This is a genomic window from Bradyrhizobium sp. USDA 4449 (genome assembly GCF_054056275.1).
Genome location: NZ_JBSRYD010000001.1, coordinates 7,458,458 through 7,478,500, shown reverse-complemented (window position 1 = coordinate 7,478,500; position 20,043 = coordinate 7,458,458). Strand labels below are relative to the sequence as shown.

General features: G+C 63.0%; 19 protein-coding genes. 13 read left to right on the top strand and 6 right to left on the bottom strand.

Annotated elements, in window-relative coordinates; translation table 11 throughout:
* The first annotated feature begins 51 nt into the window (after positions 1-51).
* From ACVIIW_RS35280 to ACVIIW_RS35265, 4 genes are read left to right on the top strand one after another with little or no spacing between them, the layout of a single operon-like run.
* Positions 52-939 (top strand): histidine kinase dimerization/phosphoacceptor domain -containing protein, encoded by an 888-nt coding sequence (locus ACVIIW_RS35280; RefSeq protein WP_456704918.1) that lies wholly within the window; start codon positions 52-54, stop codon positions 937-939.
* Entirely contained in the window at positions 936-2,060 is a 1,125-nt protein-coding gene (locus tag ACVIIW_RS35275; protein WP_456704917.1) for an efflux RND transporter periplasmic adaptor subunit, read from the top strand. Before ACVIIW_RS35280 ends, ACVIIW_RS35275 begins: the two co-directional genes overlap by 4 nt.
* On the top strand, positions 2,057-3,133 hold the full coding sequence (locus tag ACVIIW_RS35270) for an efflux RND transporter periplasmic adaptor subunit (RefSeq protein WP_456704916.1): 1,077 nt from the start codon (positions 2,057-2,059) through the stop codon (positions 3,131-3,133). Before ACVIIW_RS35275 ends, ACVIIW_RS35270 begins: the two co-directional genes overlap by 4 nt.
* The gene (locus tag ACVIIW_RS35265) at positions 3,130-6,279 is read left to right on the top strand and encodes an efflux RND transporter permease subunit (protein WP_456704915.1); all 3,150 of its coding nucleotides are present in this window, start codon (positions 3,130-3,132) and stop codon (positions 6,277-6,279) included. The genes ACVIIW_RS35270 and ACVIIW_RS35265 overlap by 4 nt, the downstream gene beginning before the upstream one ends.
* A 192-nt stretch (positions 6,280-6,471) precedes the next feature.
* On the opposite strand, the gene hemN is transcribed toward ACVIIW_RS35265, so the two are convergent.
* A complete protein-coding gene (hemN, locus tag ACVIIW_RS35260) occupies positions 6,472-7,824 on the bottom strand; it encodes an oxygen-independent coproporphyrinogen III oxidase (protein WP_456704914.1) in 1,353 nt (450 codons plus the stop codon).
* Positions 7,825-7,879: 55 nt separating this feature from the next.
* Between hemN and ACVIIW_RS35255 the strand changes: the two genes are divergently transcribed.
* Complete coding sequence (locus ACVIIW_RS35255) at positions 7,880-8,053, top strand: hypothetical protein (RefSeq protein WP_456704913.1); 174 nt, start codon at positions 7,880-7,882, stop codon at positions 8,051-8,053.
* Between the two features lie 82 nt (positions 8,054-8,135).
* Positions 8,136-8,408, top strand: coding sequence for a helix-turn-helix domain-containing protein (locus ACVIIW_RS35250; protein ID WP_456704912.1), 273 nt, complete (start codon positions 8,136-8,138; stop codon positions 8,406-8,408).
* 127 nt (positions 8,409-8,535) lie between these two features.
* On the opposite strand, the gene ACVIIW_RS35245 is transcribed toward ACVIIW_RS35250, so the two are convergent.
* From ACVIIW_RS35245 to fixL, 5 genes are all read right to left on the bottom strand, one after another.
* Entirely contained in the window at positions 8,536-9,741 is a 1,206-nt protein-coding gene (locus ACVIIW_RS35245) for a cyclic nucleotide-gated ion channel (RefSeq protein ID WP_456704911.1), read from the bottom strand.
* 141 nt (positions 9,742-9,882) lie between these two features.
* Positions 9,883-10,581 (bottom strand): helix-turn-helix domain-containing protein, encoded by a 699-nt coding sequence (locus ACVIIW_RS35240; RefSeq protein ID WP_456705347.1) that lies wholly within the window; start codon positions 10,579-10,581, stop codon positions 9,883-9,885.
* A gap of 102 nt (positions 10,582-10,683) precedes the next feature.
* Positions 10,684-11,106, bottom strand: a complete 423-nt coding sequence (locus tag ACVIIW_RS35235) for a response regulator (protein WP_456704910.1) — start codon at positions 11,104-11,106, stop codon at positions 10,684-10,686.
* A gap of 58 nt (positions 11,107-11,164) precedes the next feature.
* Positions 11,165-11,782 (bottom strand): response regulator FixJ, encoded by a 618-nt coding sequence (gene fixJ / locus ACVIIW_RS35230; protein ID WP_456704909.1) that lies wholly within the window; start codon positions 11,780-11,782, stop codon positions 11,165-11,167.
* A 3-nt stretch (positions 11,783-11,785) separates the two neighbouring features.
* Positions 11,786-13,303 carry a sensor protein FixL gene (gene fixL / locus ACVIIW_RS35225; protein ID WP_456704908.1) on the bottom strand — a complete coding sequence of 506 codons (1,518 nt, stop codon included), beginning with the start codon at positions 13,301-13,303 and terminating at the stop codon, positions 11,786-11,788.
* Between the two features lie 207 nt (positions 13,304-13,510).
* Here fixL and ACVIIW_RS35220 point away from each other — a divergent pair, with 207 nt between their 5' ends.
* The 7 genes from ACVIIW_RS35220 (at position 13,511) to ccoG (ending at position 20,042) form a co-directional block, all read left to right on the top strand.
* The gene (locus tag ACVIIW_RS35220) at positions 13,511-14,341 is read left to right on the top strand and encodes a universal stress protein (protein WP_456704907.1); all 831 of its coding nucleotides are present in this window, start codon (positions 13,511-13,513) and stop codon (positions 14,339-14,341) included.
* 36 nt (positions 14,342-14,377) lie between these two features.
* A complete protein-coding gene (locus ACVIIW_RS35215) occupies positions 14,378-14,803 on the top strand; it encodes a CBS domain-containing protein (protein ID WP_456704906.1) in 426 nt (141 codons plus the stop codon).
* A 210-nt stretch (positions 14,804-15,013) separates the two neighbouring features.
* On the top strand, positions 15,014-16,663 hold the full coding sequence (ccoN, locus tag ACVIIW_RS35210; RefSeq protein WP_456704905.1) for a cytochrome-c oxidase, cbb3-type subunit I: 1,650 nt from the start codon (positions 15,014-15,016) through the stop codon (positions 16,661-16,663).
* 10 nt (positions 16,664-16,673) lie between these two features.
* Entirely contained in the window at positions 16,674-17,408 is a 735-nt protein-coding gene (gene ccoO / locus ACVIIW_RS35205; RefSeq protein WP_456704904.1) for a cytochrome-c oxidase, cbb3-type subunit II, read from the top strand.
* Between the two features lie 13 nt (positions 17,409-17,421).
* Positions 17,422-17,586, top strand: coding sequence for a CcoQ/FixQ family Cbb3-type cytochrome c oxidase assembly chaperone (locus ACVIIW_RS35200; RefSeq protein WP_014497064.1), 165 nt, complete (start codon positions 17,422-17,424; stop codon positions 17,584-17,586).
* Positions 17,587-17,588: 2 nt separating this feature from the next.
* A complete protein-coding gene (gene ccoP, locus ACVIIW_RS35195) occupies positions 17,589-18,464 on the top strand; it encodes a cytochrome-c oxidase, cbb3-type subunit III (RefSeq protein ID WP_456704903.1) in 876 nt (291 codons plus the stop codon).
* A gap of 111 nt (positions 18,465-18,575) precedes the next feature.
* Positions 18,576-20,042 (top strand): cytochrome c oxidase accessory protein CcoG, encoded by a 1,467-nt coding sequence (gene ccoG / locus ACVIIW_RS35190; RefSeq protein WP_456704902.1) that lies wholly within the window; start codon positions 18,576-18,578, stop codon positions 20,040-20,042.
* The last annotated feature ends 1 nt before the right edge of the window (position 20,043 follow it).

Here is a 20,043-nt window from a genome sequence, read left to right as displayed (position 1 = left end):
GGTCCGTGAAGAAAGGCAAGAAAAAGAAAATATACGGTATAGTTTATTATCGTGCCGATCTCGACGCTCTTGCGGGCCAGCCGGGTGGTCCCGAACGATCGGGTCGCAAAGCTGGGGGCGTTCGAGCCCCGATGGTCCGAGCCGAATGAGGAGAATGTCGTGACTGTTTCGTACCCAGACCCGCCCGGCGTGCGCCCAGGCGTGCTGCTGCGCGAGCTGCATCACAGGGTCACCAATGGTGTCGCCTTCGCCATCGAGCTGGTCTCTGCCGCAGCCATCCGGGTCGAGGGGACGGAAGCCAAGGGCGCGCTCAGCAATGTCGTCGAGCTGCTGCATGGTTACGCCGACGTGCATCGCGCATTGTCCATGCCGGCGGGAGACACGCTCATCCACGCCGCCAGTTCCATTCGCAAGCTGGGGTGTGGCATGCGGCGGGGGGTCCTGGACCGGATGGACATTCAATTGGCCTTCGCGACCCAGTCGCTTGCGCTTCAGCCGGAGCGCTGCTGGCACCTGGGGCTGGTCGTCCATGAACTCGTGATGCACGCGGCAAGGCACGCTTGTTTCGACGGGCGGGCCGGGCAGATCAAGGTCAAGTTGACACGCAACGGCGCGCTGGCGAACTGCGTGATCCTGGACAACGGCACGCGTCCCGCGCGGGACGTCTCCGATCGCGAATTGCGAATTGCCAAGGATATCGCGCGGGGGCTCAGCGGCCGGATCGAACAGGGTTTTGGCGCCGAATTCACCTCGATCGTCTTGTCATTTCCGCTGACCCAGCGCGAGCGGGACGCAAACTGGACCATCGCAACGCGCCAGATCAGGGTCCCGCGCCGCAGGAGAGTCGCGTCTTCAAATGAGGCCGCGCTCGGCGCGCGTCGACCCGCCGATGCGCTTGGCGGGCTGTTGACGCTCTCCCATTCGGCGGACGCGCCATGACAAACCAGTTCTCCAATCCAATCCAAGCGATTCGAACGCCGCGAGCGGCGAAGACTCTCGTCGCAGCGGCCGTGCTTGTCAGCATTGCGCTGACCGGTTGCAACGATCACGCGGCGCAGACGCCCAACCGCGCCGCATTGGTCCGGACCGCGATCGTACAGCCGCGCGAGCGGCAGGCCATCATCACATTGACGGGCGAGGTTCAGGCTCGCTTCCGTGCCGATCTATCGTTCCGCGTTAGCGGACGTGTGGTTGCCCGCGCCGTGGACGTCGGTGCTCACGTCAACAAGGGCGAGGTCCTCGCCCGGCTCGATCCCGCCGAGCAGGCGGCCGACGTGGATGCTGCGACCGCGGCAGTGGCCTCTGCCGAAGCCCAGCTGCGCGTGGCGAAGGCAACGTTCGAGCGACAGAGAGCGCTGATCGCAAGCGGCTTCACCACCCGCACCCTCTATGATCAGGCCCAGGAGGGCTTGCGAACGGCGGAGGGCGTGCTGGAAGCAACCCGGGCGCAGCTCGGCACTTCGCAGGATGCGCTTGGCTATACCGTCCTTCGCGCCGAAGCCGACGGCGTCGTGACCGCGCGAAATCTCGAGGTCGGTCAGGTCGTGCCGGCCGCGCAACCCGTCTTCTCCCTCGCGCAGGATGGAGCGCGCGATGCCGTCTTCGAGGTCTATGAATCCGTTTTCCTCGGCCAGACCGACAGCCGCCGCGTCACGCTGGCGCTCATCTCGGATGCCGACGTGACTGCAACGGGTGAGGTGAGAGAGATTTCACCTGCGATCGACTCGAAGAGCTCCACGATACGCGTCAAGGTGTCCATCGAGAATCCGCCGGCCGCGATGACGCTGGGCAGCGCCGTCGCCGGAACGGTCAACGTGAAGCCCCAGAACGAGATCGTCCTGCCCTGGAGCGCGCTGATGGCCGCGGGCAGGAAGCCCGCGGTCTGGACCGTCGATCCGAAAACGCAGACGGCGTCGCTGAAGCCGGTCACGGTCGGCGCTTACGAGGCCGGTCAGGTGCTGATCAAGGCGGGCCTCGAGCCCGGCGAGCGCGTCGTCGTCGATGGCGGAAAGCTTTTGAGCGTTGGCCAGTCGGTCGCTGAAGAAGGAGGCCGGTCATGAAGCGACAGGTCATGATGATCGCTGGCACGCTCGCGGCGGCCTCGTTGCTCACAGGATGTCAGCAGGAGACGAACGCGCCGGAGCCCGTGCGGCCCGTGCTCTCGATGCTGGCCGAGCCGAACAGCGGCAACAGCGCGGCTGCCGTTGGCGTCGTCGAGCCGCGCTACAAAACCAACATCGGCTTTCGCGTACTCGGACGTCTGACATCGCGTCCGATTGACGTCGGCGACATGGTCCGCGAAGGACAAATCATCGGCACGATCGATCCCACCGCACTCGATCTCGCCGTTCGCGCGGCTAAAGCCCAGCTTGCGAAGGCCGAGGCTCAGCTTGCGACGGCCAGGGCCACGGAAGAGCGGCAACGCACGCTCATCAGCAGTGATGCGATCCCCAGGCAGACGCTTGATAATGCCGAGCAGGCCCGCGCCGGCGCTGAAGCAAGCATTGCGCAGGAGCAGGCGAGCCTGACGAAGGCGCTCGAGCAGCTCGGCTATGCCCGGATCAAGGCCGACTTCGGTGGCGTCGTCACCGCTGTCGGCGCGGAAGTCGGGCAGGTGGTCTCTCCCGGCCAAACTGTGGTGACGGTTGCGCGGCCGGACGTCAGGGAGGCCGTCGTGGATATTGGGGAAGACCTCCCCGTGCCGCTCGAGGTAGGTCTGCCGTTCACCGTCAGCCTGCAGCTTCTTCCGACCGTTCAGGTCGAGGGCAGGATCCGCGAAATCGCGCCGCAAGCCGATGCGGTGACACGGCTGCGACGGGTCCGGATTGCGCTCGACAATCCCCCCGAAAGCTTTCGTCTCGGCGCGACCGTCACAGCACAGCTGGCCAAGGATCAAGGCAAAGTCATGCGCCTGCCCCCATCAGCGGTGCTCGCCAAGGATGGCGCCGCTTTCGTCTGGGTGGTCGATCAAGCCACCAGCACGGTCGCGCTGCAGAAGATCGATGGCATCACCGAACCGGCAGGCATTCGCGTCACGGGCGGGCTTGCCGCCGGCACCCGCGTCGTCGCCGCCGGAATTCACAGCCTCAAGCCCGGGCAGCACGTCCGCATCGAGCAGGATCAAGAGCCATGAAGTCGTTCAACCTTTCCGACTGGGCGCTCGGCCATCGTTCGCTCGTCTGGTATTTCATGATCGCCTTCATGGCTGCCGGCCTGTTTGCCTATCTGCAGCTGGGTCGCCAGGAGGACCCTGACTTCACCATCAAGACGATGGTGATCCAGGCGCAGTGGCCCGGCGCCTCGCCCGAGGAGATGGCGCGGCAGGTCACGGACCGGATCGAGAAGAAGCTGGAGGAGCTGGAATCGCTCGACTACACCAAGAGCGTCACAGTGGCAGGTCAGACCACCGTCTTCGTCTACTTGCGCGATGCGACCAAGGCGGCCGACGTCAAGCCGACCTGGGTGCGCGTCCGCAACATGATCGCGGACATCAGGGGCGATTTCCCGCAAGGCGTGATCGGACCCGGCTTCAACGACCGCTTCGGTGACGTCTTCGGGAACGTCTATGCCTTCACCAGTGACGGCCTCAGCCAGCGACAGCTCCGCGATCAGGTCGAGGATATAAGGGCCAAGGTGCTGACGGTGCCCGATGTCGGCAAGGTCGACATTCTCGGCGCGCAGGACGAGGTCATCTATCTCGAATTTTCTACCCGCAAGATCGCGGCCCTCGGCCTCGATGTCCACGGCATCATGAATTCGCTTCAGGGCCAGAACGCGGTAGCGCTCTCCGGCGTGTTCCAGGAAGGGCCGGAGCGGATCAGCGTCCGCGTCAACGGTCAGTTCACCTCGGAGGCGAGCCTCAAGGCGGTTAATCTGCGCATCAACGACCGCTTCTTCCCGCTGACCGATGTCGCGACCATTACGCGGGGTTATGCCGATCCGCCGTCAACGCTGTTCCGATACAACGGCCAGCCCGCCATCGCGCTCGCGATCGGCATGAAATCCGGTGCCAATTTGCTCCAGTTCGGCGAGGCGCTGAAAAAGGAGATGACTGGAATCATCGCCGACCTTCCGATCGGCGTCGGCGTGCACCTCGTTGCCGACCAACCCGTCGTGGTCGAGCATGCTGTTTCGGGCTTCACCGAAGCGCTGTTCGAGGCCGTGATCATCGTGCTCGGCATCAGCTTCCTGAGCCTGGGCATGCGGGCGGGGCTCGTCGTGGCCATCGCCATTCCGCTGGTGCTTGCGATCACCTTCGTCGTGATGGCCTATTGCGGCATCTCGCTGCAACGCATTTCGCTGGGCGCCCTGATCATCGCGCTTGGCCTGTTGGTCGACGACGCCATGATCGCGGTCGAAATGATGGTGGCGCGGCTCGAGATCGGCGATCCCCTCGAAAAGGCGGCGACCCATGTCTATACCTCGACCGCGTTCCCGATGCTGACGGGAACGCTGGTCACCGTGGCCGGCTTCATCCCGATCGGACTCAACAGCAGCAGCGCGGGCGAGTTCACTTTCACCCTGTTCGTGGTGATCGCGGTGTCGTTGATCGTCTCGTGGATCGTGGCCGTCTTGTTCACCCCGCTGCTCGGCGTCGGCATTTTGCCGGCCAAAATGAAAGGGCATCACGAACAAAAGGGCCGCGTCGCGCAGATGTTCGCGCGCCTGCTCCTGTTCTGCATGCATCACCGCTGGAGCACCGTCGCCGTGACGGCCGGCGCCTTCCTGCTCGCCCTGTTCGGCTTGCAGTTCGTGCAGCAGCAGTTCTTTCCCTCGTCCGACCGTGCCGAGCTCGTAATCGACTGGAACCTGCCGCAGAACGCTTCGATCACCGAGACCAACACCCAGATGGCGCGCTTCGATCGCGACCAGTTGCAGGGCAATAATTCTGTCGAACATTGGTCGACCTATGTCGGGACCGGCGCGCCCCGCTTCGTGCTGTCGTTCGACCTGCAGACCGCCAACACCTGGTTCGGCCAGCAGGTGATCGTGACAAAAGGCGGCATCGCTGCGCGCGACAAGCTCAAGTCGCAGTTCGAGGACTATTTGAGGAAGACGTTCCCGGGCACCGACACGTACGTCAAGCTGCTCGAGGTCGGTCCTCCCGTGGGACGTCCGGTACAGTACCGCCTGAGCGGCCCCGATATCGCTGAGGTCCGTAACCTCTCGCAGAAGCTCGCCGGCGTCATTCGCAGCAATCCTGATCTCGGCAATGTGGTGTTCGACTGGATGGAGCCGGCGCGTGTCGTCAAGGTCGATGTGCTCCAGGACAAGGCGCGCCTGCTCGGCGTGACCTCGGAAGACATCGCCACCACCTTGAACTCGGTGCTCCAGGGCACGCCGGTCACGCAGGTGCGCGACAGCATCTATCTCGTCAACGTCACGGGACGGGCGACCGCGCCGGAGCGAGCCTCAATCGACACGCTGCGCGACCTGCAGATGACCGGGCTCGGCGGCCAATCGGTGCCGCTCGGGGCCGTCGCCAATCTGCGATACGAGCTGGAGCAGCCCACGATCTGGCGCCGCGCCAGGATTCCAACGATTACTCTGAAAGCCGCCGTCGTCAGCAATGTTCAGCCGAAGACGATCGTCGACCAGCTTGCACCGAAGGTGGCGGAGTTTGAGAAGCAGCTGCCCGCGGGTTACTCGATCAGGATTGGCGGTTCAGTGGAGGAGAGTGCCAAGAGCCAGGGCCCGATTATCGCAGTGGTGCCGCTGATGCTGTTCGTCATGGCCACGGTTCTGATGGTGCAGCTACAGAGCTTCTCCCGTCTGTTCCTGGTGTTCGCGGTCGCGCCGCTCGCGCTGATCGGCGTCGTCATGGCCATGCTGCCGAGCGGTGCGCCGCTTGGCTTCGTCGCCATTCTCGGCGTGCTTGCCCTGATCGGCATCCTGGTCCGCAACTCCGTCATTCTGATCGTCCAGATCGAGGATCTGAAGAAAGAGGGCAGGCCGGCCTGGGATGCCGTGGTGGAAGCAACCGAGCACCGCATGCGCCCGATCCTGCTGACGGCCGCCGCCGCAAGTCTCGCCCTGATTCCGATCGCCCGCGAGATTTTCTGGGGCCCGATGGCCTATGCCATGATGGGCGGCATCATCGTCGGGACGCTTCTGACGCTGCTATTTCTGCCGGCGCTGTATGTCGCCTGGTTCAGAATTCATCCCGAGCATGCGGGTCAATCACCTTCAGATGAGCCCGAATCCGTTGCGAACGAGGCGCCGGCCGAAGACAGGTCGACTCACCACGCTCCAGAGCCTGAGCTCGAGCCCCAGATCTAGAATGGAAATGACGATGCTCTCCAAGACGCTATCAACCGTTGCTTTCGCTGTGACGGTCGCAGCGAGTTCGCTCACCCCGACTACTGCAGTTTCCGCCATCGCCACCGCTCGCCGGCGCACCCCCGGTGGCTCCAGCAGGTCCCCGAGCCCTTGCGGGTCCTCCACAGACAGGCTCTCGCAGTCCGATAGGCTTCAGACCGCCCGGCTGTGAGTGGCCTGCGAGCGTGCAAGGTACGCGTCGAAAGCAGACGCGACACTCCGAACCAGGAACTCTGCGCCCTCGCTGACGGATATCCTGTCGCCGATCATCGTCACCACCCCATCGGCGAGGAGACTGTCGATCCTGGATCGATCAACGATGGCCGACCGTGGATCCCGACCGTGACGATGGGACACCTTGGGCAGATCCACGGACATGTCGCACATGACGCGCTCGATGATGTCGGCGCGGAAGCGGTCATCCTCCGTGAAGGCGTAGCCCTTCGTGGTTGCGAAACGGTGTTCGGCAATATGCGCGAGATAGTCTCTGATGGCGACGACGTTCTGCACGAACCCCTGCGGCATGCGGCCGATCGAACTTGCCCCCAGGCCGATGAGGGTTTCGGCGGCGTCGTCCGTGTAGCCCTGGAAGTTCCTGCGCAGCCTGCCCTCCCGCTTCGCCACGGCGAGCTTGTCGTCAGGCAAAGCGAAGTGATCGAAGCCAATGCGAACGTAGCCGGCATCGACGAGCGTCTCGGCGATCGTCACCGACTGCAGATGGCGCTCGATGCTGTCGGGAAGAGCGCTTTCGTCGATCTTGCGCTGATGCTTCTTGAAGGACGGGACATGGGCATAGCCGAACACGGAGAAGCGGTCCGGACGCAGTTCGATGCACTTAGCCACGGTGTCCAGGCAGGAGTCGACTGTTTGCAGGGGCAGGCCGTATAGCAAGTCGAAATTGAGCTTGCCGACCCCAGATCGCCGGAGTCGCCCGACGCACTGGGCAGTCTGCTCGAAGCTCTGTAGGCGATTGATGCCTCGCTGGACCTTAGGATCGAAGCTCTGCACGCCCAGGCTCGCGCGGTTGACGCCGCTGAAGCCCAAGGCGTCCGTCATCGGCTCGGTCAGGGTGCGCGGATCGATCTCTACGGCAATCTCGGCGTCCGGCAGCACGAAGTACGAATAGCGCAGGCTCTCGAGGAGATCGGCGAAGGTGTCCGGCGTCATGATCGTGGGCGTGCCTCCGCCGAAGTGGATGTGCGAGATCGGGATTCGGTGGCCGATCGTCTCGGCCACCATGTGCGCTTCGGTGCGCAGGCCAGAGGTGTAGACCGCGATCGGATCGTCTTTCTTGGTGAGGGAGGTGTGGCAGCCGCAGTACCAGCACATGGACCGACAGAAGGGGACATGCATGTAGATCGACGCGGGCTGTCGGGCGGGCAGCGACTTGAGCCATTTTCGATAGTCGGCTTCACCGATCGCCGCGGAAAAGTGCGGGGCGGTCGGGTAGCTGGTGTATCGGGGTAGCCTGTCCTGTCCGTACGATTGCGCCAAGTCCGATCTCATCTCAAGTCTCTCCCTCGTCTTGCGCCTCGTATACCGGCGCCGCGAAGGGACGACATTGCTCTGGCGCAATCCAGTCGAAAACAGTCGCCAAGGCTGGCGCGACGAGCGCGCCGGCCATCATCGCCGTCTTCACTGCATGGAGTTCATCCGCTGGGACCGCGGGTCCTGGTCGCTTGGCATCGACGTGAAGAAGCTTGACCTCATCTCAGCCCCGATCCTGATCGAATGAAAAGCGGCCTCTTTGATCCGCGTCAATGAAGAGACCTGAAAACTAGCCATGATCTTGGTTCGGAGAAGACAAGGACAGATCAATGCTGGAAGAAGTTTTCGAGTTCGCAGGTGCGGCCTTGCCTGGGGGGAATGCCTTGCCGCCATACTCCGAGGCCCAATTCCTGGTCGAGCTCGGTGAGCGCGTGCGCAGCTCGCGAATGCGTTGCTGCATGTCGCGCCGGGAGCTTGCCCGCAGGTCCGGCATTTCGGAGCGCTACATTGCCCAGATCGAGGGCGGCAAGGGCAACGTCTCGATCATCCTCTTGCTCAGACTTGCGTCGGCGATTCACCGCAGCCAGCGAGAGGCGGCCTGACCTCTGCTTCATGTCCGGAAACCGGTGCCGAGAGGCTGCAATCTCCGGGCAACGAAGGCGAACCTCTTTTGCCGAGCGAGCGCGCTTCGAAACCCCTGCACCTACTAAGGAGGCCTACGCTGGATATTTAGCGACCCGCTGGCAGGCCACTTGCAACCTCCTCGCGTACGAGGTCGCCGGCGGGCGCTTCCAGTTCGCGCCCGAGCTTCTCGCGAGCAGCCTCTTCGATCCGGGCGGCGAACCCGGGCTCTCGGTCCATAAGACCGTGCAAATCAGCCGCATCCAGGACGAGTAGGCGGGTGGTTTGGGTAGCAATGACCGTTGCTGAACGGTGAGCACGGCGCAGTACGGCGATTTCGCCGAAGAAGTGGCCGGCACCCAGGCGCACCGGGTTGTGCCGCAGCTTGATCTCAACCTCGCCGTCGGCGATCAAGTACATGGAATGTGCCGGCTCACCCCGCCGCGTTACGACGGACCCTGCATCTAGCTTCTGAGCTCTGAGCATCTTCATGATTTCCCCGATCTGCACTGCGCTCAATTCACTGAACAACGGAATTTTGGCAACCAGACTCCAGGTGATGATGAAATCGCGTCGATGCACCTCGTTGGCAAAGGCCGTGGCAACGATGCCTACAGGCAATGCGACCATGAGCAAGCCAGCGAAGATCGTGCAGCCCGCAATGAGCCGTCCGATCGCCGTGATAGGAACAACGTCGCCATACCCAACCGTGCCAAGCGTCACGATTGCCCACCAGAGTGCGTCCGGTATCGTTCCGAATTTGTCGGGCTGGACCGTGCTCTCGGCAAGATGCATCAGCCCCGCTGCGATCAGCGCGGCGCCAAGAAGGATCACAAAGCATCCCGTGAGAGCGCGCCTTTCAACATAGAGCGCCTCCAACAGCGAATTAATGGCAGGTGAATAGCGCGTCAATTTCAGGAAGCGCACCAAGCGCAACACGAGCAACGTCTTGAGTTCGGGAGCGGCAAAATGAGTCAGCAAAAGCGGCAATATGGCAGCAAGGTCGATAATCCCGGCCAGGCTTCCCATGAAGCGAAGCCGCGACCCGAGGGCTCCAAAGCGCCGCCAAGGTGCGTGCTCCGCCGCGGTCCAGATACGCGCCAGATACTCCGCACAAAAGATCACGGCCACTGAAACTTCGATGGATTGAAAGCCGGACGCATGTCGATGTGCGAGCTCGGGAACGGACTCGCTTATCGTAGCCAGAAGGCTGACGACGATCGCGCATATCAGGCCGGTATTCACGGCCAAGCTCGCAGAGCCACGAACGGAGCCCTGCTCCAAAATGAGGTAGATCTTGCGACGTAGCGTCATAAAACGATCCACGAACGCTACTTGTTATTGCGCGGAGAACTCTCGGACTGAATGCGACGGTACTTCCCGACACGGATCGCCATGAGACTTTCCGCAAGTCCTTCCAAAGGGGTCTGAGACGATCACCTGCAAGTCATACCATCAGATGTCCAAATCGCGCAGGTGCTGACGCTTGCGGAGCACGATCTGGCGCGCGCTGGCAAAGTCGAGTACGCCCTCATCGTTCAATTGCGAGAGGGCTCGTGAAACCGTTTCCAGCGTGAGGCCGAGATAGTCGCCGATATCGCGACGACACATAGGAAGCGCCATCATGCCGGTGACCGCAAGTCGCCGATCCATCTCGAGGAGGAACGTTGCGACGCGCTCCATAGCGTTCTTGCGCCCGAGAAGCAGCATGTGCTCTTCTGCGTGCCTGAGATCGGCTGCGGTCATGGACCAGAGCTTGTGAGCGACGTGAACGTCGGTGGCTGCGACTTGGTCGAGGCTGCGACGCTTTACCAGGCGCACCGTGGTGTCGATGATGGCTTCGGCTGCCAGGCGGTGGGTGGCGCCGGATTCGAGGCCGAATACGTCGCCGGGGAGGTGGAAGGTGCCGATCTGGCGGCGGCCGTCGGTGAGAAGCTTGTAGGTGCGGACCGCGCCCGAGACGACCTGGTAGACATATTCGGCCGGCTCGTCCTCACCATAGATCTCCTCGTCCTTGCGGTAGGAGAACTCGGTGGCCACCAGGCCGACATGGCCCGTGATGGCGCCGAACTGGTCCGAGACGGGATGGGCCGGGGCAATGGTGCCGCGAACTTGCGTGTCAATCGCCTGGGTGTTGAGCGTCTGGGCCAGCATCTGCGTCATCTCCGTTGTCATGACGCTTCCTACGCTGTGTCGGGTGCTTCGAAAATTTCGCGAGATATCTTAAGGGGTGGCCCTTACGTAGAATCCCGTAGGTCAATTGCCGTGCCGGTTCTGGATGGCCTGGCGGATGCGTTTGACCAGGTTTTCGTCGAGAAGCGGCTTCAAAATCACGTCTTTCACGCCAGCCGCGGCAGCACGGGCGGAGATATTTCCATCCGGATAGCCGGTGATCAGGATCACCGGCGTGTCCGCGTCGGACTGGCGCAGCCGTCCGGCAAGCTCAATGCCGTTGATTTCGGGCATCTTGTAGTCGATCACGTAGCAGTCCGCGCCGGGCATGCTCGCCGCATGAAGCAGCGCCGTGGCATTCCGGAAGGTCCGCACCGCAAAGCCGTCGGTTTCCAGCAGGAAGCGCAGCGATACCAGCACGGCGTCATCGTCATCAACCACGTAGACGAGGGGACGTGCGAGTGATGCCATGGGCAGCCGCTGATGGTGCGAGCCGATTTCGATCATTCTGGTCGAGTAGCACAGCCGACGGAGCCCGTCTTGACCTACCGCAAGCCGGTTTGCCTCAATCCTTCAGCATGCCGGCGCGCATCGCCAGCCGCACCAGCTCCGACAGGCTGCCCGCCTGCATCTTGGTCATGACGTTGGCGCGGTAGACCTCGATGGTGCGCGGGCTGATGTCATAGTCGCGGGCAATCAACTTGTTGGAAAGGCCTGCGACCAGCCCTTCCATGACCTGGCGCTCCCTGGGACTCAAGGAGGCTACGCGGGCGGCGATGTCCTGTAATACAGCCTCGTTCCTGGCGGCAGGCTCGGCCTGACGGATCGCGCTCTCGATCATGGCGGTGAGGCGGTCGTCCTCGAACGGCTTTTCCAGGAAGTCGACGGCGCCGAATTTCATGGCCTCGACCGCGAGAGGCACGTCGCCATGGCCGGTCATGATCAGGATCGGAAAGGGCGAGCTCTGCGCCTTCATTCGCTTCAACAGCTCGATCCCGTCGAGGCCAGGCATCCTGATATCGGAGACGACGCAGCCGAAGCCGAGGGCGGGCAGGGAGTCGAGGAAGCTTTGCGCGTTGTCGAACAGGGTGACGCCGAAGCCTGCGGACTCCAGCAGGAAGTTGAGCGAGTCCCGCATCGCCTCGTCGTCGTCGATGACGTAAACATGTCCCTTGGTCGTCATTGCTCAGGCCTCATCGGCTGCCGGCAGGGTGAAGCGGAATGTCGCGCCGCCCGATGCGTTGTTCTCGGCGGCCATGCGGCCGCCGTGAGCCTCGATGATCGAGCGGCTGATCGACAGTCCCACGCCCATGCCGGTCTCTTTGGTAGTGAAGAAGGTCTGAAACAGATTTGGCATGACATCATCCTGGAAGCCGGAGCCGGTGTCGGATACTTCCACCTCGATCATGTCTTCACGGACGCGGGCGTTGGTGACGACGAGCTCGCGCTGCGGCGACTGCGCCATCGCCTCCAGCGCATTTCGGAACAGATTGACCAGAACCTGCTGGATCTGCACGCGATCGGCGAGCACAAGGTCGGCGCCTGGATCGAGAGTAAAGCGGAGCTGCACGTTCTGCTCGCGCGCGCCGGCGAGCCCCAGCGCGCCGGCTTCCTCGATCAACTTCGACAGGCTCTCGACCCGTTTCTCGGATTCGCCACGGGAAACGAAATCGCGCAGCCGACGGATGATCTGGCCGGCGCGCAGTGCCTGCTCCGACGCACGATCCAGCGCGCCCTCGATCTTCGCAACGTTGGGATCAGAGCTGCCCGCGAGCAACCGCCGCGATCCCTTCATGTAGTTGCTGATCGCCGCCAGGGGCTGGTTGATCTCGTGGGCGAGCGCGGACGCCATCTCGCCCATCGCCGTCAGACGCGAGACATGGACGAGTTCGGACTGCAATTCGTGCAGCCTTGCCTGGGTCTGCTGATGCTCGGTGAGGTCGCGGACGAAGCCGGTGAAATAGGGCTCGCCGCCGGACTGCATCTCGCCGATCGACAGATGCATCGGGAACGTCGTGCCGTCGCGGCGCTTGCCGGTGACGATGCGGCCGATGCCGATAATGTGCGGATCATTGGTCGAGCGATAGCGCGCGATGTAGCCGTCGTGTCGGGTGCGGTCCGGCTCCGGCATCAGGATGCTGACGTTCTGGCCGATTGCCTCCTGCTCGGACCAGCCGAACAGGCGCTCGGCGGCCGTCGAGAACAGCTGCATGATGCCGCGACCGTCGATGACGATCATGGCGTCGGGAATGGTATGCAGGATGGAGCGGAGGTGGTTCTCGCGCGTGCGCAGCGCTTCCTCGACCTGTTTCTCCGGGTCGATGTCGAGGAGGATTCCGCTGAGATGCCGCGCGATGCCGGCGTCATCCCTGATGAGGCCGGCGCGAGCCCTGATCCACTGGCCCCGGTCGGAGTTGGCGGAAATCCTGAACGAGACGTCGAAGCCGCCGCCGCGCTCAATGACCTGGCTGATCGCAGCCTCGACGCGCGCGCGATCCTCGGCTTCGAGGCGCGACATCAGAAGGTCATAGCTCGCCGGCTGACCCCGCTCGACGCCCAGCAGCATCCGCGCGGTCTCCGACCATTCCAGCTCGCGCGTCGTGAGGTCGAGATCCCAGGTACCGACGCCGAATCCCTCGATCCGGACCCGGAAATGCTCGCCGCGATGATCGTCCGGCGGATGCGTCACACGGGTCGGCGACAAGTCGTGGCTCCCATTCTGCAAGCCGCGGGCGAGGTGCTGCTAGCGTGCCGACAATCTCGCCCATGGCCGCGCCGGAGGCAAGTTCCGATGTCTGACCGCATCGGTGGATTTCCCGGCACCGCGCGGGGCAATTTGATCTATCTCATCCTGCCCGGCTGCAGCGGGCTTACAATGTTTGGTCAAAGCTCACCCCACGGGAGGCTCCCGATGACATACGCGACCGTGATGGTCAGCCTGGCGCTGGATCAGCTCAACACTGCGCGCCTTCAGGTCGCGGGCGAGCTGGCCGAACGGTTCGAGGCTGACATCGTCGGGATCGCCGCAGCGCGATTCGCCCCGCCGCTCTATTTCGCCGATGGTGCCGAGGCCCAGCGGCTGGTCGATCAGGAGGAGGGCTCCGTCAAGCGGCGCCTTGCCGATCTGGAGGCGCAATTCCGCGCCGCGACCAGGACGCGCGGCGGGCGCGCGGAATGGCGCAGCGCCGCGGATTTTCCCGCACGATACGTGCTGGCGCAGGCGCGCTGCGCCGACATCATCGTCAGCGGCGGGCAGGGCCCCACCTTCTCCGATGCCTTTTCGACGGCAAGCCCCAGGGATCTGGTGATGCAGATCGGCCGGCCACTATTGGTCGTGCCTGATCAAATCAACTGGCTCGATCTGCGCTGCGTGCTGGTGGCCTGGAAGGACACGCCGGAGGCGCGGCGCGCGGTGGCCGATGCGCTGCCGATGCTGCGCAAGTCCAAGGACGTCATCGTCGTCGAGGTTCCGGAAACGAACGACGACCGCTCGGTGGTGATGGCACATGTCAGCGACGTCGCCGCCTGGTTCGCCCGCCACGGCGTCACTGCGACGGCGCGCGTCCCAGCGGCGACGAACGAAACCGCTGCCGTGCAGTTGGACAGCATTGCCGACGATGTCGGTGCCGGCCTGATCGTCGCCGGCGCCTACGGCCATTCCCGCTTCCGCGAACTGATTCTCGGCGGCGTCACGGAATATCTGGTCACGCAAACCGCCCGCTGCGTGCTGCTGTCGCACTGACGGCGAGGCGGCACAGACAATCGATGAGGACGCGCTGTGTACAAATTCCTTGAGCAGACGGTCGAAAACTACATGACGCGCAACGTCAGCACGGTGCGGCGTGACCACGATCTGCTCGCCCTCAGTGAGATGTTCGAACAGGATGATTTCAACTCCTATCCGGTCGAGGATGACGGTCAGGTCGTCGGCATCGTCACCAAGTTCGACATCCTGAAGTGCTTTGCGTTCACGCCGAGCCAGATGCTGCCGCGCTATCACGACCTGATGAACCGCAAGGTCGGCGAGGTCATGACGCCGGAGTTCATCTATGTCGGCCCGGAAACGCGGCTGACGCGCGTGCTCCAGCTCATGGTCGAGCACCGCATCCGCAGCATCATCGTGCTCGACGGCGCTCAGAAGCTGGTCGGAATCATCGCGCGCGAGGACGTGATCGCGGCGCTCAAGGCGACGGCGAGCGACTGACGATCGACAGAAACACGGCGTTTTTCGGCCCCGTGAATTTCCGCAGAGGGCGGTCCGCCATGAGCTCGGCGCAATGCACAAGCGCTTGATATCGCTCGAAGACCAGCAACGGCCTCGTCTTAGCAGAAATCCATCTATCTTGATTTCAATCAAGTCCCCGCGAGCGTGAATGTGGTTTCTGGCGGCGTGTTCTTTCAGAGAGAATCCGCGATGCCCCAGCCCTCCATCTCGAAAACCATGACGTTTGGCGAAAGCGGCCTGGCGTTCACCTTCGCGGTTACCGCCTTCCTGTGCCTGATTGCCTCGGCCAAGGCGGTCGACGCGCCCTTCGCCTTTCACGCCGGCCTGAGCGCGGCGGCGAGCCTGGCCGCGATGTTCTTCATCGTCAACCGCTACTACGACCGCCCGGCGGCGCTGCCCCCTGCCGAGATCAATGGTCGCCCCAACTACAATATGGGCCCGATCAAGTTCACCGCCGTCATGGCGATGGTTTGGGGCATTGCGGGCTTCCTGGTCGGGCTGATCATCGCCTCGCAGCTGGCCTGGCCCGCGCTGAATTTCGATCTACAATGGATTCAATTCGGCCGGTTGCGGCCGCTGCACACTTCCGCGGTGATCTTCGCTTTCGGCGGCAACGTGCTGATCGCGACATCCTTCTACGTGGTGCAGAAGTCCTGCCGCGCGCGGCTTGCCGGCGATCTCGCGCCTTGGTTCGTCGTGCTCGGGTACAACTACTTCATCCTGATTGCAGGCACCGGCTATCTGCTCGGCGTTACGCAGTCCAAGGAATATGCCGAGCCGGAATGGTACGCCGACCTCTGGCTGACCATCGTCTGGGTGACTTATCTCCTCGTCTTCCTCGGCACGATCCTCAAGCGCAGGGAACCGCACATCTTCGTCGCGAACTGGTTCTATCTCGCCTTCATCGTGACGATTGCGGTTCTGCATCTGGGCAACAATCCCGCTTTGCCGGTGTCGTTCTTCGGCTCCAAGTCCTACATCGCCTGGGGCGGCATCCAGGATGCCATGTTCCAGTGGTGGTACGGCCACAACGCCGTCGGCTTTTTCCTGACCGCCGGTTTCCTCGCCATCATGTACTATTTCATTCCGAAGCGCGCGGAGCGGCCGATCTATTCCTACCGGCTCTCGATCATTCACTTCTGGGCGCTGATCTTCCTCTACATCTGGGCCGGCCCGCACCATCTGCACTACACCGCGCTCCCCGATTGGACGCAGACGCTCGGCATGACCTTCTCCATCATGCTGTGGATGCCCTCATGGGGCGGCATGATCAACGGCCTGATGACGCTGTCGGGCGCCTGGGACAAGCTACGCACCGATCCCGTGCTGCGCATGCTCGTGGTCTCCGTCGCCTTCTACGGCATGTCGACCTTCGAGGGACCGATGATGTCGATCAAGGTCGTCAACTCGCTCAGCCACTACACTGACTGGACCATCGGCCACGTGCATTCCGGTGCGCTCGGCTGGGTCGGATTCGTCTCCTTCGGCGCGCTGTACTGCATGGTGCCTTGGGTGTGGAATCGCAAGGGGCTCTACAGTCTCAAGCTGGTCAACTGGCATTTCTGGATCGCGACGCTCGGCATCGTTCTCTACATCTCCGCGATGTGGGTGTCGGGCATCCTGCAGGGCCTGATGTGGCGTGCTTACACCTCGCTCGGCTTCCTCGAATATTCCTTCATCGAGACCGTCGAGGCGATGCATCCCTTCTACGTCATCCGCGCCGCCGGCGGCGCGCTGTTCCTGATCGGCGCGCTGATCATGGCCTACAATCTCTGGATGACCGTTCGCGTCGGCGAGCAGGAAGTCCAGATGCCCGCCGCTCTTCAGCCGGCGGAATGAGGAGCTTCCCATGTCGTTCTGGACGCGCCACCAAATCTTCGAAAAGAACTCGATCATCCTGGTCGTCGGCATCTTGCTGGTGATCGCGATCGGCGGCCTCGTCGAGATCACGCCGCTGTTCTACCTCAAGAGCACGATCGAGGTGGTCGACGGCGTCAGGCCCTACACGCCGCTGGAGCTCGCCGGCCGCAACATCTACGTCCGCGAAGGCTGCTATCTCTGCCATTCGCAGATGATCCGTCCGTTGCGCGACGAAGTCGAACGCTACGGCCACTTCTCGCTCGCCGCCGAGAGCATGTTCGATCACCCGTTCCAGTGGGGTTCGAAGCGCACAGGTCCTGACCTTGCCCGCGTCGGCGCCAAATATTCCGACGACTGGCACGTCACGCATCTGACCAATCCGCGCGCGATCGTGCCGCAGTCGGTGATGCCGGGTTATCCGTTCCTCAGCTCAACCGAGGTCGATCCGGCGACGATCGCCGACCATATGCGTACGCTGCGGGCCGTCGGCGTTCCCTACACCGACGACCAGATCGCCAACGCCGCCGCCGACATGAAGGCCCAGGCCGATCCTGACAATGCCGGCAGCGACGCCTTCACGAAGCGCTATGCCAAAGCCGTCGTGCGCAATTTCGATGGCAAGACCGGCACGCCGACCGAGATGGACGCCCTGATCGCGTACTTGCAGATGCTCGGCACGCTGGTCGACTTCAAGCTCTACAACGAGAAAGCCAATCTTCGCTGAGAAGGCATCACCGATGAAAGCCATCCTGACACTCGACAATCTCGCTTCCGGTCTCGTGACCACGATCTGGACGCCGGTCTTCGTCGCGATCTTTCTCGCGATCATCGCCTACGCGCTCTGGCCCCGCAACAAGGCCGCGTTCGACGAAGCGGCCCGCCTGCCGCTGCGGGAGGAGTGATCATGAGCGAGCATCATAGCGAGATCGATTCCGTCAGCGGCAGGGCCACGACCGGTCATGAATGGGACGGCATCAAGGAGCTCAACACCCCGCTGCCGCGCTGGTGGGTGATCTGCTTCTACCTCACCATCGCCTGGTCGATCGGCTACTGGATCGTCTATCCGGCCTGGCCGCTGATTTCGAGCAATACGACCGGTCTGTTGGGGTACTCGACACGCGCCAACGTCGCGGTCGAGCTTGCCAAGCTCGAGAAGATCAGGGGCGACAAGATGGCGGCGCTCGGTGCAGCCTCGCTCGCCGACATCGAGAAGGATCCGGCCCTGCTGGCGCTCGCCCGCGCCAAGGGCAAGACCGTGTTCGGCGACAATTGCGCGCCGTGCCACGGTTCGGGCGCTGCCGGCGCCAAGGGCTTCCCGAACCTGAATGATGACGATTGGCTGTGGGGCGGCACGCTCGACCAGATCGTGCAGACCATTCAGTTCGGCGTACGCTCGGGTCACGCCAAGTCCCATGAAGGCCAGATGCTGGCTTTCGGCAGGGATGGCGTGCTGAAGGGCGACGAGATCGTCACGGTCGCCAATTATGTGCGATCGCTGTCGGGTCTCTCGACCCGCAAGGGCTATGACCCCGTCAAGGGCGAGAAGATTTTTGCGGACAATTGCGTCGCCTGTCACGGCGACGGCGGCAAGGGCAACCAGGAGCTCGGCGCGCCGAATCTGACCGACAAGATCTGGCTCTACGGCTCCGACGAGGCCGCCCTGATCGAGACCATCACGAATGGCCGTGCCGGCGTCATGCCAGCCTGGGAAGGGCGGCTCGACCCCGCCACCATCAAGGCGATGGCGGTCTACGTCCACTCGCTGGGTGGTGGAAAATAGCTGAGCATTATCAAGCGGCGGCGAACAAAATCGCCCCCGCTTGAGCTGGATCAATCGACGCGGCGGCGAGGGATCTAGGTTTAATCGCACCTTCTCGAGACAACCCGCGCGATGAACAAGACCGTGAACCCGAACGATCTCACATCGGATGAAGACTACGGGCCGCTCTACGCAGCCCGCAAGAAGGTCTATCCGCAGAGCGTCCAGGGCACCTTCCGCCGGATCAAATGGGGCCTGATGGCGTTCTGCCTCGGCGTCTACTACTTCCTGCCTTTCGTGCGCTGGAACCGCGGCCTTGGCGCCCCCAGCCAGGCTGTGCTGATCGATCTTCCCAACAGCCGCTTCTATTTCTTCTTCATCGAGCTGTGGCCGCAGGAAGTCTATTATTTCACCGGCCTTTTGATCCTCGCCGCGGTGACGCTATTCCTGATGAACTCGGTCGGCGGCCGCATCTGGTGCGGCTATCTCTGCCCGCAGACGGTGTGGACCGATCTGTTCTACGCCGTCGAGCGCTTCGTCGAAGGTGACCGCCGCGAGCGGATGATGAAGGACAAATCCGCCGGCGCTTTGACGGTCAAGCGCGTCTCCGAGATCGCGCTGAAGAATTTCATCTGGCTGATGATCGCATGGTGGACCGGCGGCGCCTGGGTGCTCTATTTCAACGACGCCCCGACGCTGGTGAAGCAGCTCCTGACATTCCAGGCGCCTGTCATCGCCTATATCTGGATCGGCATCCTCACGGCAACGACCTACGTGCTCGCCGGCTTTATGCGCGAGCAGGTCTGCACCTACATGTGCCCGTGGCCGCGGATCCAGGCTGCGCTCACCGACGAATGGGCGCTCAACGTCACCTATCGCTACGACCGGGGCGAGAAGCGTACCTCGGTCAAGAAGGCGGCCGAGCTGCGCGCGGTCGGCCAGCATGTCGGCGATTGCATCGATTGCTATCAATGCGTCGCGGTCTGCCCGACCGGCATCGACATCCGCAACGGGCCGCAGCTCGAATGCATCCAATGCGGGCTCTGCATCGACGCCTGCGACAACGTCATGACCAAGATCGGCCGGCCGAAGCGGCTGATCGGCTATGACAACGACATCAACATCCAGCGCCGCCAGGACGGCAAGGCGCCGATCTACCGCATCGTTCGCGCCCGCACCGTCGCCTACAGCGCGATCATCGCGGCCGTCGGCGGTATCATGCTTTACGTGCTGGCGACGCGCAGCCTGCTCGATGTCAACGTACTGCATGATCGCAACCCGGTCGCGGTCAAGCTCAGCGACGGCTCGATCCGCAACGCCTACACGGTGCGGCTGCTCAACAAGAGCGGCTATGACCGCGTCATCGCGATCGACGCGGACGGGCCGGTCAATCTGACCACGCATGTCGTCGGCGTCGATTCCGTGACGCCTGACAGGCCGATGATCGTGGTCCCGCGCGACTCCACCAGCGAGCTGCGCCTGCTCGTCACGGCACCCGCCGACAGCAATCCCGAGAAATCGGTTCCAGTGCGCTTCCACGTCACCGATATCGGGCTCGGCGAGGTCGCCACCACCACCGACAATTTCGTCGCGCCGTAAG